The sequence below is a fragment of the Moraxella sp. ZY200743 genome (assembly GCF_050885545.1).
Taxonomy (GTDB): domain Bacteria; phylum Pseudomonadota; class Gammaproteobacteria; order Pseudomonadales; family Moraxellaceae; genus Moraxella; species Moraxella haemolytica.
The window spans coordinates 2,185,973-2,200,774 of the sequence record NZ_CP091313.1; the positions used below are offsets into that span (position 1 = coordinate 2,185,973).

The 14,802-nt window shown below is 42.8% G+C and carries 14 protein-coding genes and 2 pseudogenes; 9 read left to right on the forward strand and 7 right to left on the reverse strand.

Features of this window, described 5'->3' with window-relative positions; genetic code table 11:
• Positions 1-63: 63 nt before the first annotated feature.
• The 3 genes from L3D27_RS10565 to argH form a co-directional block, all read right to left on the reverse strand.
• Positions 64-546: an acyl-CoA thioesterase gene (locus tag L3D27_RS10565; protein WP_432481163.1), complete on the reverse strand. Its 483-nt coding sequence runs from the start codon at positions 544-546 to the stop codon at positions 64-66.
• A complete protein-coding gene (locus L3D27_RS10570; protein ID WP_284673623.1) occupies positions 547-840 on the reverse strand; it encodes an oxidative damage protection protein in 294 nt (97 codons plus the stop codon).
• Between the two features lie 186 nt (positions 841-1,026).
• The gene (gene argH, locus L3D27_RS10575) at positions 1,027-2,412 is read right to left on the reverse strand and encodes an argininosuccinate lyase (protein WP_373628779.1); all 1,386 of its coding nucleotides are present in this window, start codon (positions 2,410-2,412) and stop codon (positions 1,027-1,029) included.
• Positions 2,413-2,556: 144 nt separating this feature from the next.
• Here argH and L3D27_RS10580 point away from each other — a divergent pair, with 144 nt between their 5' ends.
• The 9 genes and pseudogenes from L3D27_RS10580 to L3D27_RS10620 form a co-directional block, all read left to right on the forward strand.
• Positions 2,557-3,354, forward strand: a complete 798-nt coding sequence (locus tag L3D27_RS10580) for a LytR/AlgR family response regulator transcription factor (RefSeq protein WP_432481164.1) — start codon at positions 2,557-2,559, stop codon at positions 3,352-3,354.
• 158 nt (positions 3,355-3,512) lie between these two features.
• Positions 3,513-4,493, forward strand: a complete 981-nt coding sequence (gene hemC / locus L3D27_RS10585; RefSeq protein ID WP_432481165.1) for a hydroxymethylbilane synthase — start codon at positions 3,513-3,515, stop codon at positions 4,491-4,493.
• Entirely contained in the window at positions 4,483-5,289 is an 807-nt protein-coding gene (locus tag L3D27_RS10590) for a uroporphyrinogen-III synthase (protein ID WP_432481166.1), read from the forward strand. Before hemC ends, L3D27_RS10590 begins: the two co-directional genes overlap by 11 nt.
• Positions 5,290-5,486: 197 nt before the next feature.
• On the forward strand, positions 5,487-6,056 hold the full coding sequence (grpE, locus tag L3D27_RS10595; protein WP_432481922.1) for a nucleotide exchange factor GrpE: 570 nt from the start codon (positions 5,487-5,489) through the stop codon (positions 6,054-6,056).
• Positions 6,057-6,313: 257 nt separating this feature from the next.
• Positions 6,314-8,233 (forward strand): molecular chaperone DnaK, encoded by a 1,920-nt coding sequence (gene dnaK / locus L3D27_RS10600; protein WP_432481167.1) that lies wholly within the window; start codon positions 6,314-6,316, stop codon positions 8,231-8,233.
• 125 nt (positions 8,234-8,358) lie between these two features.
• Positions 8,359-8,655 carry a helix-turn-helix domain-containing protein gene (locus L3D27_RS10605; RefSeq protein WP_432481168.1) on the forward strand — a complete coding sequence of 99 codons (297 nt, stop codon included), beginning with the start codon at positions 8,359-8,361 and terminating at the stop codon, positions 8,653-8,655.
• A 57-nt stretch (positions 8,656-8,712) separates the two neighbouring features.
• The gene (locus tag L3D27_RS10610) at positions 8,713-8,904 is read left to right on the forward strand and encodes a hypothetical protein (RefSeq protein ID WP_432481169.1); all 192 of its coding nucleotides are present in this window, start codon (positions 8,713-8,715) and stop codon (positions 8,902-8,904) included.
• 71 nt (positions 8,905-8,975) lie between these two features.
• Positions 8,976-9,188 (forward strand): annotated as a pseudogene (locus L3D27_RS10615) (IS3 family transposase); the annotation flags it as partial.
• Between the two features lie 108 nt (positions 9,189-9,296).
• Positions 9,297-9,840: pseudogene (locus L3D27_RS10620) on the forward strand (IS3 family transposase); the annotation flags it as partial.
• An 82-nt stretch (positions 9,841-9,922) separates the two neighbouring features.
• On the opposite strand, the gene L3D27_RS10625 reads toward L3D27_RS10620, so the two are convergent.
• The 4 genes from L3D27_RS10625 to hutH form a co-directional block, all read right to left on the reverse strand.
• Positions 9,923-10,498: a YagU family protein gene (locus L3D27_RS10625; RefSeq protein WP_432481170.1), complete on the reverse strand. Its 576-nt coding sequence runs from the start codon at positions 10,496-10,498 to the stop codon at positions 9,923-9,925.
• Positions 10,499-10,847: 349 nt separating this feature from the next.
• A complete protein-coding gene (gene hutI, locus L3D27_RS10630; RefSeq protein WP_432481171.1) occupies positions 10,848-12,080 on the reverse strand; it encodes an imidazolonepropionase in 1,233 nt (410 codons plus the stop codon).
• A 16-nt stretch (positions 12,081-12,096) separates the two neighbouring features.
• On the reverse strand, positions 12,097-13,116 hold the full coding sequence (hutG, locus tag L3D27_RS10635) for a formimidoylglutamase (RefSeq protein ID WP_432481172.1): 1,020 nt from the start codon (positions 13,114-13,116) through the stop codon (positions 12,097-12,099).
• Positions 13,117-13,193: 77 nt separating this feature from the next.
• Positions 13,194-14,756, reverse strand: coding sequence for a histidine ammonia-lyase (gene hutH / locus L3D27_RS10640; protein ID WP_432481173.1), 1,563 nt, complete (start codon positions 14,754-14,756; stop codon positions 13,194-13,196).
• Between the last annotated feature and the right edge of the window lie 46 nt (positions 14,757-14,802).

The following is a 14,802-nucleotide window of genomic DNA, read 5'->3' on the forward strand; positions in this document are numbered from 1 at the left end:
AAGCCATCTAAAAATCCGAATGCCCAACGAAACATTCGGATTTTTTATGAACTACGATAACATTTAGGACGCTAACAATGCTCGACCTTCAAACTGCTCAAAAATCGCACGCTCATCATCACCCCATGCCATTTTTTTACCATCACTATCTGCCTTAACCATCACCGACTCAGCTGTCGCTACAATGGCAGATTGAGCAATACTATAAAACACCTTTTCAAAAACAATGCTTGTATTACCCAAACTTTTGGTACGCACACCGATAAGCAGTGTGTCAGGATAGGTAACAGGGCGTTTGTATTGGCAACTGCTTGCCGCCAAAATGGTCATGATGTCGGTGCGTGTTTGTACCATGCCTGCCGCCCGCAGATAGCTAATGCGTGCCGATTCAGCATAACGGTAAAATGCCACATTATTGAGATGATGAAAGCCATCCATCTCCCCCCAAGCCACAGGCTGTACATGTACGCTAGGGTAGTCCGCCAACTCTGATGGGCGGTCATCGCCTATCAATATCGGCTTGAAAATTCCTTGAGCCTCAATCATTTAAACATCCGCCTTTGGTTTAAAACCTGCTGGGCGTTCATAATCACCATTATCCAAAAACAACTCTCGTTGTTCAGCAAGATATTTTTTGGCATCTTTATTCACCATACTTAGGTGCTTTTCATTGATGAGCATGGTCTGTAGCTCAATCCATTCATCCCATGCTTTTTTTGAAACGGTGTTTTGGATTTCCTCACCTTTGGTATTGGGGAATGGTGGAGCAGGTAATTTAGGCAACTCCTGCTTGTATTTACGACACATAACAAGGTTGGCTTTAGGGTTAAAGATTTCCATGACATTCTCCAAGTGATAAAACCGCATTATAACAAATGTAAATATTTTGGCAAAACAGCACAATGCCCATCAACATACAAATCAAACAAGATGACAAAGCCTAACAATCCAGTTTTGATACCCAAATACGCATCAAAACCTTATAACCAAGCAGTGTTCATACAAACTGTGTTTTTGATGAGTTAATCATCTAATTTTATTCTTGCCACGCTCAATCGCCTGTAACACCTGCTCTGGGGCAGTGCCGCCGATATGATTACGGGCGTTTAGTGAACCCTCTAAAGTCAAGCAATCAAAGACATCATCGCCGATAAGCGGACTAAAACCTTTTAATTCATCAAGGCTAAGCTCACTTAAGTCCACGCCTTTTGATACACCCAACGCCACCGCCGAGCCGACCACTTCATGAGCATCACGAAACGGCAAGCCTTTTTTGACGAGATAATCCGCCAAGTCAGTCGCTATGGCATAGCCTTTCATTGTGGCGGTACGCATATTTTGTTCGTTTGGCGTAATATTTGGCAACATATCAGCAAAGGCGATGAGCGAATCTGTCAGTGTATCCACACAGTCAAACAAAGGCTCTTTATCTTCTTGGTTATCTTTGTTGTACGCTAGGGGCTGATTTTTCATGAGCGTAAGCAAGGTGGTGAGCTGTCCGAATACACGGGCGGTCTTGCCACGCACAAGCTCTGGTACATCGGGGTTTTTCTTTTGGGGCATGATGGATGAGCCAGTGCAAAAGCGGTCAGGAATATGAATAAAACCAAACTGTGCCGACATCCACAAAATCAACTCTTCACTCATGCGAGATAGGTGCATCATCAAGATACTGGCGTTGGCAGTAAATTCAATGGCAAAATCACGATCAGAAACCGCATCTAGCGAGTTCTCACAAATCCCCTCAAAACCTAGCAACTGTGCGGTCAATGTGCGGTCAATCGGATAAGTCGTTCCCGCTAAAGCTGCTGAGCCTAATGGCATTTGATTGATGCGTTTGCGAGTTTCAACAAATCGCTCGCTATCACGACTAAGCATTTCAAACCACGCCATGACATGATGAGCAAAACTGACAGGTTGGGCAGTTTGTAGATGAGTGAAACCAGGCATGATGGTATGGGTGTGGCGACTTGCCAAATCAAGCAATCCATGTTGCAATTTGCCAATCAAACCGACAATCTTATCAGTTTCATCACGCAGATATAGACGAATGTCTGTCGCCACTTGGTCGTTTCGGCTACGACCTGTATGTAGCTTTTTGCCAACATCGCCAATCAAGGCGGTCAGACGACTCTCCACATTCATGTGAACATCCTCTAGCTCCACACGCCATTTAAACTCACCACGCTCAATTTCGCCTTGAATTTGGGTCAAACCCTCCACAATTTGACGACTTTCATCCTTAGTGATGATACCACATTGCCCCAACATGGTAGCATGAGCAATAGAGCCTTGTATGTCCTGATGTGCCATGCGTTTGTCAAAACTCACAGAAGCGGTAAATTCTGCCACAAATTTATCAGTAGCCTCGCTAAAGCGTCCGCCCCACATACTAGAAGTGTTATTAGTCATGGTATTGCCTTATCATTTATTGATGGATAATAGAATTGGTCGATGATAAATTATAGCACAGCCCACATACAAATATCGGCACGAATATGGGAAAATTCATACAAAAATGCTATGATAGCCCCAATTTATCCGCCTTAACCACCCATGATTCTTCTGCTCATCAGCACACACGCCCCACTCATTCGCCATGCACGCCAATTAGCAAGTGATGACGCTCACACACTCATCACGGCTAGCACCGTAACAGGTACCGTCAAAGCCTGCAAGCTACATCAGCCAGTCATTATTCTGCTAGACATTGATAGCGTTGATGTCTTATCTTTTGTGCAACAATTAAGTGTTCTGTACCGCCACAGCACTCAGCCTACTCTTATTATCCTAAGCCAAGTGGCACAGCCCTGTGATGGGGTGTTAGAGCTTGGCGTTGGCGGATTTGCTCGCTATGATGACACCCAGATGCCACCGCTTGCATCACTCATCAGCCATGCACAAAGACCAACTTTAGCTCAGATTCCACCCCAACAATCTACCATCATTATTCGGAGCCATCGTGGCGATGAACGCATTTTGATTGATGATATTTGGTATTGCCAAGCCGAACAAAAATACACCAAAATACACCACAGACACGGCATCACACTCACTGACAAAACCCTAAAATCACTTGAGACCACTTATTCTAACGATTTGATTCGTATTCATCGGCACACCCTAGTTGGCATTCGCCACATTCAGCAAATCAGCTCTGCCAATGGTCACAAGTCATACAATAACAGTCGCCATGACAATAATCATGACGGCGACAAACCGCAAGATAAACACTGGCTATTGCTCTACCCCCTTGATGAGCCATTTGCCATCTCCAGACGCTGCCTGCCCAAGCTAAGATTAAGATTGTCAGACTTGATAAACTCCCAACAAACAACCAATGTGGCACCATGACATAACCATGATTTAATCAAAAACTGATGGGCAGGCTCCAAACCCACACCAAGCCACCAAAAGCCATTTGCCCAAATGCGATTATTATGGTTAAATATTAACAGTTTTTAAACTTTAATCTTTCAAATATCAGACCGCCCAAAGAACAGCGACTCAATATGAACACTTCAATAACTAATCCAGAAATAACCATTCCAGACACCCTAACTATCGCCACTCGCCAATCGCCACTGGCACTATGGCAAGCTCATTTTGTCAAAACCACCCTAGAGACACTCTATCCAACCATGGAGGTTGAGCTACTAGAAATGGTAACTAAGGGTGATAAAATCCTAGACACTCCGCTTGCCAAAATCGGTGGTAAGGGTCTGTTTGTCAAAGAACTAGAGTCCGCTCTATACGAAAAGCGTGCCGACATCGCTGTGCATTCACTAAAAGATGTACCAATGGTGCTACCAGAAGGGCTGACTTTAGGAGCTTATCTCGAACGACACACGCCGACAGATGCCTTCGTGTCAAATACATATGAGTGCTTGGACGACTTACCCAATGGGGCAGTTTTAGGCACATCAAGCCTACGCCGTGAATGTCAAATTGCTCACGCCTATCCGCATCTCAACATCAAATCCCTGCGTGGTAATGTTGGCACTCGCCTAGCCAAACTTGATGCCGGCGAATACAATGCCATTATCCTAGCCACCAGTGGGCTTGAGCGATTAGAACTGCACGAACGCATCCGCCATGAGTTAGACGACAGCCTAAGCCTGCCTGCGGTCGGTCAAGGAGCATTAGCGATTGAATGTCGATCTGATGATGAGATGATTTTACAATTACTTAGCGTACTAAACCACCCATCAACTCGCCTGTGCGTTCTTGCCGAGCGTGCCATGAATCGCACCCTTGAAGGAGGCTGTCAAGTACCGATTGCAGGCTTTGCCACCATCTCTGGCGACACCCTAACGCTACGAGGGCGTGTGGGTAGTATTGATGGCAAAACTCTCCTAAAAAGCGAAGGTTGTATCACCCTTACTCACAGTAGTGATGATGAGCTTACCGCTGAAAGGTTGGGTGAAAGTCTTGCCAAAGACCTGCTTTGCCAAGGTGCAGACGCCATCTTAAAAGAAGTCTATGGTAAATAAACCATTATTCATCAACACTCGCCCCACCCATCGAAGCCATGAGTTAAATCAGCTTGGTGATGGTTGCGTGCAAATAGTCAACCTACCCTTGCTTGCCATTAACGACTTATCGCCAAACGCTCAAGAACAAGCTATGCTTGATGCCCTGATGAATGGGGTCTATCAAGCCTTAGTCGTTACCAGTGCTGAGGCTGCCAAGCGTGCCATCAGTCATCTAAGGACGCTAGGGCATCAGCACGCAGATGATTTGCCCAAACTTATTGCCACACCCACCATCACTGTAGGCAAGGCGACCGCTAAGGCATTGTATGACTTTGGCTTATCTGTCGCTCTCCCCGCCATCGCCAACAACGAAGGTATGCTAGCAATGCCAGTAATTGATAAATTGCAGGCAGGGGATAAAATACTCATCTGGCGTGGGGTCGGTGGTCGCAGGCTATTGCACGACACACTGGCAGGCAGGGGCGTACAAGTGGATGCAATGGCGTGGTATGAACGAGTCGCTCCCCATGATTTGGCACAAAATTATCACGCCATCGCCCCACAACTGGCTTATGCCAACACCCACAATATACCCATGTTTATGCTCATTGCCAGTCAAATGGTATTTGAGCATTGGCAAAACTTAGATAGTCCTTTTGCCAACAACATCCATTATCTGACGCTTGGCGTACGACTATTTGACATTGTCAAATCCGCCAGCCCTACCACCTGCGTACATCTGATTGATGAATTGAGCAGCAATCATCTTAAAAAGGTTATTGCAGATATTCACAAAAGTGTTTTATCATCTTAAAAACAAACCAAGCACAAGCCCATCTGATATCAACCAACTATCCTTACAAGTTTTGCACCATAAATACCGCCACAAGTGGTGAGTCGGTCTGCTTTGCTTAAAAATCATCTTTTTAAGCAACAACTACAAACAAAAAACCCTGCGTCATTTTAGAATAATTTAACCAATACGGCTTGAAATTTTACACCACAACCTTTATCAATAAGAAAAATTTAACCCAATCGGAGGACGCCATGAACGAACAAGAACAAACCCAAGACCCAATCTTAAATGACAACCAAGAAAAGCCAGAATCAAACGAGACAGACGAGCTTGCCAAACTGACCGCAACCATTGAGACACTAGAAAACGAAGTCAAAGAAGCTAAAGAAGCCGCCGCTCGTGCCAATGCCGAATCCTACAATGCCCAACGCCGTATGGAGCAAGAAACCGATAAGGCCAAAAAATTTGCCCTACAAAAATTCGCCAAAGAGCTACTTGATGTCGTAGATAACCTAGAGCGTGGACTTGAAGCAAGCGAAAAATCAGGTGCCGATGAGAGCGTACTAGAAGGTCTAAAACTCACTCATAAATCTTTGCTTAGCGTCCTTGAGAAAAATGGCGTGGTAGCAGTAGGTGAAGTTGGTAAGACTTTCAACCCCGACTTACACGAAGCGGTAGGCATCTTCCCTGATGCAGACAAAGACACCATTGGGCAAGTGCTACAAAAAGGCTACACCTTAAATGAACGCACATTAAGACCTGCAATGGTACTGGTGGGAGCATAATTCCGCTGTAGATACTCGCCATTGCATCAGGCTGAACTTATCTTATATTGAGTACTGATTGCTACAGCCAACCATAAATGGTGTTTCTTTTATGGATTTTGTTTTAAATTTCAATGGCTTAAAACAAAATTTTTATAAAAATTTTTGAAAAATTTGTCAATTTTTCTCTTGAAAATAAAAATTTGACACAAATATATAAGACAAATTTGGCAAAACTCATTCACTGCCAAAATCAACTAACAAATCGGAGAAGAATCATGAGTAAAGTCATCGGTATTGACTTAGGTACTACCAACTCTTGTGTGGCCGTTCTAGAAAATGGTAATGTAAAAGTCATTGAAAATGCAGAAGGTGCTAGAACCACACCATCTATCGTTGCATTTAAAGACGGTGAAACACTGGTTGGTCAATCTGCCAAACGCCAAGCAGTTACCAACCCACAAAACACTCTATTTGCCGTAAAACGCCTAATCGGTCGTCGTTATGACGAACAAGCAGTACAAAAAGATATCGGTCTTGTACCTTACAAAATCGTTAAAGCCGACAACGGCGATGCGTGGGTAGAGGTCAATGGTAAAAAACAAGCTCCACCACAAATCTCTGCCGAAGTCTTGAAAAAAATGAAAAAGACTGCCGAAGACTATCTTGGCGAGAGTGTAACCGAAGCGGTGGTGACTGTGCCTGCTTATTTTAACGACGCTCAGCGTCAAGCCACCAAAGATGCAGGACGAATTGCAGGACTTGATGTTAAACGAATCATCAACGAGCCGACCGCTGCCGCCCTTGCTTTCGGTCTTGACAAAAAAGGCGGAGACCGCACGATTGCTGTCTATGACTTAGGTGGTGGTACATTTGATGTGTCTATCATTGAGATTGCCGATGTAGATGGCGAGCAACAGTTTGAGGTTTTAGCGACTAATGGCGACACCTTCTTAGGTGGTGAGGACTTTGACATTGCCTTGATTGACTACCTTGTAGAAGAGTTCAAAAAAGAACAAAATGTCAATCTAAAAGGCGATCCGCTAGCCATGCAACGCCTAAAAGAAGCTGCCGAAAAAGCCAAAATTGAACTGTCAAGCTCAACTTCTACCGAAGTGAACTTACCTTATATCACCGCCGATGCCACAGGTCCTAAGCACTTGGTAGTAACTATCAGCCGTGCCAAACTAGAAGCCCTAACCGAAGAGCTTGTGGCTCGCACCATCGCTCCTTGCAAGATTGCCCTAGAAGACGCAGGTCTATCAGCGAGCGACATTGATGATGTCATCTTGGTTGGTGGTCAAAGCCGTATGCCATTGGTTCAACAAAAAGTACAAGAATTTTTTGGCAAAGAGCCTCGTAAAGACATTAACCCTGACGAAGCGGTGGCTATCGGTGCTGCCATTCAAGGTGCGGTACTCTCTGGCGATAAAAAAGATGTCTTGCTACTTGATGTTACACCACTAACATTGGGTATTGAGACCATGGGCGGTGTGATGACAGCCATCATTGAGAAAAACACAATGATTCCTACCAAAAAATCACAAGTGTTCTCAACCGCTGCCGACAACCAACCAGCGGTAAGCATTCAGGTGTATCAAGGCGAGCGTAAAATTGCCAACCAAAACAAACTGTTGGGCAACTTTGACCTAACCGATATTCCGCCTGCACCCCGTGGCGTACCACAGATTGAAGTTACCTTTGACATCAACGCCGATGGTATTATGAATATCTCAGCCAAAGACAAAGGCACTGGCAAATCACAATCTATCCAAATCAAAGCCGACAGCGGTTTGACGGATGAAGAGATTGAACAAATGGTGCGTGATGCTGAAGCCAATGCTGAAGCGGACAAGAAATTTGCCGAGCTTGCAGATGCACGCAATGAAGCAGATGGTCGCATCAGTGCGGTGCAAAAAGCCCTAAAAGAAAATGGCGATAAAGCCACCGATGAAGAAAAACAAGCGGTAGAAACAGCAATCAGCGAGCTAGAAATTGCAACCAAAGAAGATGATGTGGACGCAATCAAAGCCAAGCTAGAAGCCCTTGATAACGCATTCTTGCCAATCGGCACGAAGATTTATAGCCAAGAGCAAGGCGGTGCAGGTGCGGACGCAGGTCAAGCACAGCAACAAGCCAAACCTGCTGATGACGGCGTGGTAGATGCTGAGTTTACCGAAGTTAAAGATGATAAATAATCTTTAGTCGTTAGGCAAAAACGAAACACCGCTCAATTTGATTGGGCGGTGTTTTTTCGTGTGGCGATATGAATTTTGAACCGCACCCCAAAAGTTAGACACTCTAACCTTTGGGGTGCTTTTCTATGGCAAAATACACAACCAACTTTAAGTTGTCTGCAATAGCATATTATCAGGGCAGACACAGCTACAAACAAACTGATAAACAGTTTAACCTACCCACAGACAGCATTGTTAAACAATGGGTCAAACTCTACCAAGCACATGGCATTGATGGTATTAAAAGACGCAATACCAAAGCTGTCTATGATACAGATTTTAAACACAACGCTGTTTTAGAAATGATGGCTGGTAAACCCTCTCATCAATTGGCAATAGAGCTTAACATTAGCAATCACGCACTTTTACTCAATTGGTTTTAGTCTTATCAGTCCTTTGGTATAATGGGGAATGCCCCAAAACCCAAAGGCAGAAAAATAATGTCTAATTCAAGCCACAGCACCAACAAAAACCAAGTAAGCAAACCAAAATCCCATTGGCAAACCAAACCAGACAATGAAAAAAGCGTTGATGACTTATTAGCTGAACTGGCTTACCTTAGAGCAAAAAACGACTACCTAACAAAGCTAGATGCCTTAATTCGTCAGAAACAACAAACAAAGAACAAATAACCATCGTGCAAGAATTAAGGCATAAGCATGCCCTAAACACCTTACTTGGTATTGCTAACTTGCCAAGAAGTGTGTTTTATTACCACATTCATCAAAACAAAAAGCCTGACAAAGATTTATCCTTAAAAGAGTACATCAAGCACATCTACGATACCCATAAAGGCAGATATGGCTATCGTAGGATTTATGCAGAACTGAACAACCAACTTGCCAGTCAAGGTATTGTCATCAACCACAAAAAGGTACAACGCTTAATGCAAGTCATGGGTTTAAAAGCTAAAATCAGACAAAAAAGACACAAACCTTATTCATCTTATCAAGGTGAACAACAAGACAAGATAAAAGACAATGTGCTACAAAGAGACTTTCAAGCCACAAAGCCTAATCAAAAGTGGGCAACCGACATCACAGAGTTGAAGGTTGAAGTTGCATCAAGCAGAGGTGATGATAATGCCAATAGCAGTGGTAAAAGTAACAACAAAACTTACCACAAACTCTACCTATCCCCCGTTATAGACTTGTTTAATGGGGAGATCATCAGCTACACCATCAAAGAACGACCCACTTATGAGTTGGTACAAGAGATGATAAGTAACGCACTTTGTAGGCTTGGTAAAGATGATAAACTTATTATCCATTCTGATAGAGGTTGGCATTATCAGATGTTTGATTATCAACAAACCTTAAAGAACAATGGTATCATCCAAAGTATGTCAAGAAAAGGCAACTGTCTTGATAATGCAGTGATAGAAAGTTTTTTTTGGCACACTAAAACAGGAAGTCTTTTATGAACAAACTAAGTTTACAAGTCTTGATGAACTTAAAATCACCATTGATGAGTACATACACCACTACAATCATGATAGAATAAAGAGCAAGCTAAAAGGACTAAGTCCTGTAAAGTACAAAAACTTAGTCCTTAGCGAAACCACTTAGTTTTATCAACCTAGCCTTTAATCCTGTGTTTAAGATTTGGGGGTTGGTTCAGACAAGGCAGTTCATAGTAGCCGGATTGAGATTATTTTATCCATTTGCCATAGATAGGTCTACCAAAATGTGCAAGCACTGCAATCATACATACCTCAATAGAAAACGCCCAATAAATATGACCCAAAAGCTCACTAAAGTTTTCAGCAAAGTTTAAATTCCACAACCATCCTGTTTTGCCATCAGCATAAACAGGATTTCTAAAGCCAAAGGCAGGAATTACAAAACCATGAAAAATAATGCTGATCATAATCCCATAAAATGCCCCATACCATAGACGGGTCACCTTATTCCAGCGTGTAGCAAGCATTACATAAACAAAGGCAAAGGCAAAACTAAATAACCAGTGATATAAACTTACTGCTCCTAATACGGTATTGCCTTGATAAACATAATCCAACGAATGCTGGTTAAAGCCTGTCCAACCAAGCCACGCATCAATGTGTGCTCCTGGTGGTGATATTTCACCTTTGACTCGTGGCGGAGTATTAACCTCAGAACCCCATTTAACCAAAGAACTGATGAAACCACCAACTAAGGTTGTCCAAAGGATGATTTTTGCGTTAGTTTTTTTGTCGTGTACTGATGTAGAGTGAGCCGGTTGCATAATACCTCTTGTGACTGAATCATATAAACAGATTTAAAAATTTGACCAATATGATTCATGATACTTTTGACAAGCGTCAATTTACCGGCCCAATTTTCTTGGAAACTTAATCGATTTTTTAGTATTGATTAGATGTTGTAATCCATCTTAACTTAATTTATCATTCATGGCATTATTTGTCAATAAATGTATTTTATTGCTGGTACTCAGCACCGTCTATCTCACTACAACATTGGGTATATCGCTACCGTTGCCTCATAAGTTCAGACATCAAACTTATTTCTATTAAAAGAGCTGTTTAGATTGAAGATTCAACACTCAGTACAGTCTTTGATAGAACAAGAGTGGTTTAAACCACCTTGCCACCTACCAAAAGCCCATGCATAGGACTTGCCCCAATCAAATAACACAAATCAGCAAGTCTATCAATATCCCAAATCGCTAAATCAGCATCAAAACCAATGTCTAATTTGCCTTTACTCTCTTGTAGTCCCAATGCTTTTGCTGCGTAAAGTGTCGTCCCCGCTAACGCCTCTTCACAGGTCAACCCAAATAGCGTACACGCCATATTCATGGCAAGCAGTAAAGATGTGCTTGGCGATGTACCAGGGTTTGAATCGGTAGAAACTGCCATATTAACACCCATTTGTCGCATTTTATCAATCGGTGGCAGCTTAGTTTCTTTTAAAATATAAAAAGCAGTCGGTAAAAGCACACCAACCACACCATGCTCCGCCATTTTGGCGATACTTTCATCACTTAGATACTCAATATGATCAGCAGATAATCCATGAAAATCCGCCACTAATGCTCCACCACCCATATCGCTCATCTGCTCAGCGTGCAGTTTGACAGGTAAGCCTAACGACCTTGCCACATCAAAGACCTGTGCCACCTCATCACGATTAAACGCAATGGATTCACAAAAGGCATCAACAGCATCAACCAGCCCTTCATCATGCAAGATTTTTAGCCACTCACAGGCATTTTTAACATATTTTTCTCGGTTATCTTTGAATTCTGGTGGTATGGCATGTAGAGCAAGGTAAGTTTTTTTAATTGTGATGCCAAAATCATCGCCTAATTTTTTGGCAACAGTCAACATTTTGCGTTCAGAATCTAAATCAAGTCCATAACCCGATTTGATTTCAACAGTACCAACTCCTTGATTGATAAGCGTTTTTAGGCGTTTTGCAGAAAGTTTGTACAGATCATCAAAACCTAGGTCTCTTGTGGCATTGACCGTTGCCATAATGCCACCACCTGAGCTGGCAATATCTTGATAACTAACCCCATTTAGTCGCATTTCAAATTCATTACTGCGATTGCCACCGTACACCAAATGTGTATGGCAATCAATTAAGGCAGGTGTTATCCATTTATCGCCAAAATCCAGACTGTTATCCGCGGTTAATTGAAGCGTTTTGGTATCTTGTTTTGTGCCAATCCACGCAATTTCACCACCGACAATACCCATCGCCCCTTGGTGAATTACTCCATAAGGGGTATTGTGTGTAAAGCCGAATTCTTCATTGAATGTAGCTAGATTGGCAAAAAGTAGCATATCAAAATGTGTTGTCATGATTTTTTCCTTACTCTCACTTTATCTTATTTACTAAAATTTGTTCAATCATCATACCAAGCAGTCTTGCCACCACCTTTATACCACGACCATCAATATCGTATTTCGGGCAGGTTTCGGCAATATCAATGACCTTGACTTTACCACTGTTAATAATATGCTTAACACACCGTTTCAAAAATGGCAAATCAAGCCCAAACGCTGCCACCGCACTGACACACGGCATAATCGCTCCCGCTAGGCAGTCCATATCAAGTGTTAAATAAACAATGTCTTTATCAATCAAAAAATCATCGATTTTTTTGATAATATCTTTAAAATCAATCTCATAGCATTCATCATCACTGATAACTTGCACGCCCAATGTTTGAGCTTTATCAAATAGCGCCTTGGTATTACCAAATCGGCTAATACCAATCGCCATATAATTAAAATCGGTGTTTTGGGCGTGTAAAAATTCACTAATCTGTAAAAATGGTGTACCAGATGTGGCGTATTTATCAGATCGTAAATCAAAATGTGCGTCAAAATTGATAATACCAATATTAGAGCTTAATTTTTGGTTTTGCAAATGTTGCCACAGCCCCAAAAATGAACCCCAAGCAATCTCATGTCCACCACCAAGCCCAATGGCAACAGAGTTTGCATCCAGTATGTGCTGAATATTGTCCGCATATTTTTTTTGGGCGACCTCCAAACTATCATGAGCAATAGCATCATTATCATCGCAAATGACATTGCCACAATCACCCACAAGCATGGACAACTTATCACCATCAATAAAGCCCTGAACACCTGTCATGGGTAATTTGCCAAAGGCGGATTTGATAACATCAGGGGCGTATTTTGCCCCAATACGACCTTGATTGCGATTAACCCCTTGGTCGGATGCAAACCCAAGAAGTCCAATGCTCTGGACATTAGGGTGTTCATTAAAGGCATGAACATGCTGATACCAGTATTGGGCGGCATCAAGCTCGAAAGGTTCAGCCCTACCTGTATAAAGTTTTGGATTATAGGAGGTAGTTTTTATCATTGGATTATTTAATCAAATTGGTTTGTAATGAGTTAAAAAAACAAAACCCAAAAAGTATTTTGAGTTTTGCTTAAAAATCAGGCACTTAAATACCACTCATCACGCAGATCTGCCCATTCTTGTGACAGCTTGCCTGATAGCACCAAGTTTTTGGCGTTTTCAATATCAGGGGCAAAATAGCGGTCTTGATCATAATAAGCGACCGTTTCACGAAGAGCTTTGTGAATATAATCAAGTAGATTAGATGTCTGATAGCCAAAATCATCACGCACTATGTCCACGCCTTGAGCCGCCGCCAAAAATTCAATACCTACAACACAAGCGGTATTCTGTGCCATATCAAACAGGCGGCGTGCAGCAAAGGTTGCCATAGATACATGATCTTCTTGATTAGCAGATGTTGGAATGCTATCTACACTAGCTGGGTGAGCAAGCGATTTGTTTTCGCTGGCTAAAGCAGCAGCGGTAACATGGGCAATCATAAAGCCTGAATTCACGCCCGCATTGCGAACCAAAAATGCAGGTAAACCTGAAAGACTTGCATCAATAAGCAGGGCAACACGGCGTTCACTCATCGAACCAATCTCACTAATGGCAAGAGCAAGCGTGTCAGCAGCAAAAGCAACAGGCTCTGCATGAAAGTTGCCGCCAGAGACTGCTATAGGGTCATTATCATCATTAAAAATCAATGGGTTATCAGTTACTGCATTGGCTTCAATGAGCAGTGTCTTACCCGCTTGGTTAATCAAATCCAAACACGCCCCCATAACTTGTGGCTGACAGCGTAGGCAATACGGGTCTTGCACACGCAAAGGTTCTTTGCCATGAATTTCGTGGCGAAAACCGCTATTATCAAGCAGTACCTTATAAGTTGCCCCAAGTGCCATTTGCCCATGATGACCACGCACCGCATGAATGCGTGCATCAAATGGCGAAATATTGCCACGAGCAGCCTCAACCGATAATGCTCCAATAACGGTAGCAGATTGCAATAAATCCTGTGCCAAAAAATAACCTTGAATAGCAAGAGCGGTGGATGCTTGTGTGCCGTTAATGAGTGCTAAACCTTCTTTGGCGGCAAGAGTGATGGGGCTAAGCTTGGCATTTTTTAGGGCGGTTTTGGCGTCTATTCTTTGACCATTGACCAGTACATCACCCACACCCAATAAAGCCAAGGTCATGTGCGACAGCGGTGCTAAGTCGCCAGATGCCCCAACTGATCCTTTAGCAGGAATGGCAGGAATGATGTCATGATTTATCAAGTCGATAATACCATCAACCACACAAGCCCGAACGCCAGAGTATCCTTGGGCAAGGCTAGATAACTTCATCACCATAATTAAGCGAACCACCTTGTCAGACAACAGCTCACCTGTGCCAACCGAATGACTTAAGATAAGATTTTTTTGGAGCAATTCAAGTTCATCATCATTGATGCGAGTCTTGGCAAGTAGCCCAAACCCTGTGTTAATACCATAAGCAGGCTCATCTTTGGCAATAATATCTTGCACCGCTTGGTGTGATTTGTTAATGGCATCATAAGCACTACCATCAAGACTAATGGTTACAGGCTCATCATAAATTTGACGAAGCTGTTTAAAGGTTAATTGGCGAGGGGTAAGCGTTAAAGTGGGTTTCATAGTATACTTCCGTTTAGAGTCAAAAAGTTTATAAAATTTAGTATGA

Coding starts and splice junctions, on each gene's coding strand:
- L3D27_RS10565 (WP_432481163.1), bottom strand. CDS start 546: ATGATTGAGGCTCAAGGAATTTTCAAGCCGATATTGATAGGCGATGAC.
- L3D27_RS10570 (WP_284673623.1), bottom strand. CDS start 840: ATGGAAATCTTTAACCCTAAAGCCAACCTTGTTATGTGTCGTAAATAC.
- argH (WP_373628779.1), bottom strand. CDS start 2,412: ATGACTAATAACACTTCTAGTATGTGGGGCGGACGCTTTAGCGAGGCT.
- L3D27_RS10580 (WP_432481164.1), top strand. CDS start 2,557: ATGATTCTTCTGCTCATCAGCACACACGCCCCACTCATTCGCCATGCA.
- hemC (WP_432481165.1), top strand. CDS start 3,513: ATGAACACTTCAATAACTAATCCAGAAATAACCATTCCAGACACCCTA.
- L3D27_RS10590 (WP_432481166.1), top strand. CDS start 4,483: ATGGTAAATAAACCATTATTCATCAACACTCGCCCCACCCATCGAAGC.
- dnaK (WP_432481167.1), top strand. CDS start 6,314: ATGAGTAAAGTCATCGGTATTGACTTAGGTACTACCAACTCTTGTGTG.
- L3D27_RS10605 (WP_432481168.1), top strand. CDS start 8,359: ATGGCAAAATACACAACCAACTTTAAGTTGTCTGCAATAGCATATTAT.
- L3D27_RS10610 (WP_432481169.1), top strand. CDS start 8,713: ATGTCTAATTCAAGCCACAGCACCAACAAAAACCAAGTAAGCAAACCA.
- L3D27_RS10625 (WP_432481170.1), bottom strand. CDS start 10,498: ATGCAACCGGCTCACTCTACATCAGTACACGACAAAAAAACTAACGCA.
- hutI (WP_432481171.1), bottom strand. CDS start 12,080: ATGACAACACATTTTGATATGCTACTTTTTGCCAATCTAGCTACATTC.
- hutG (WP_432481172.1), bottom strand. CDS start 13,116: ATGATAAAAACTACCTCCTATAATCCAAAACTTTATACAGGTAGGGCT.
- hutH (WP_432481173.1), bottom strand. CDS start 14,756: ATGAAACCCACTTTAACGCTTACCCCTCGCCAATTAACCTTTAAACAG.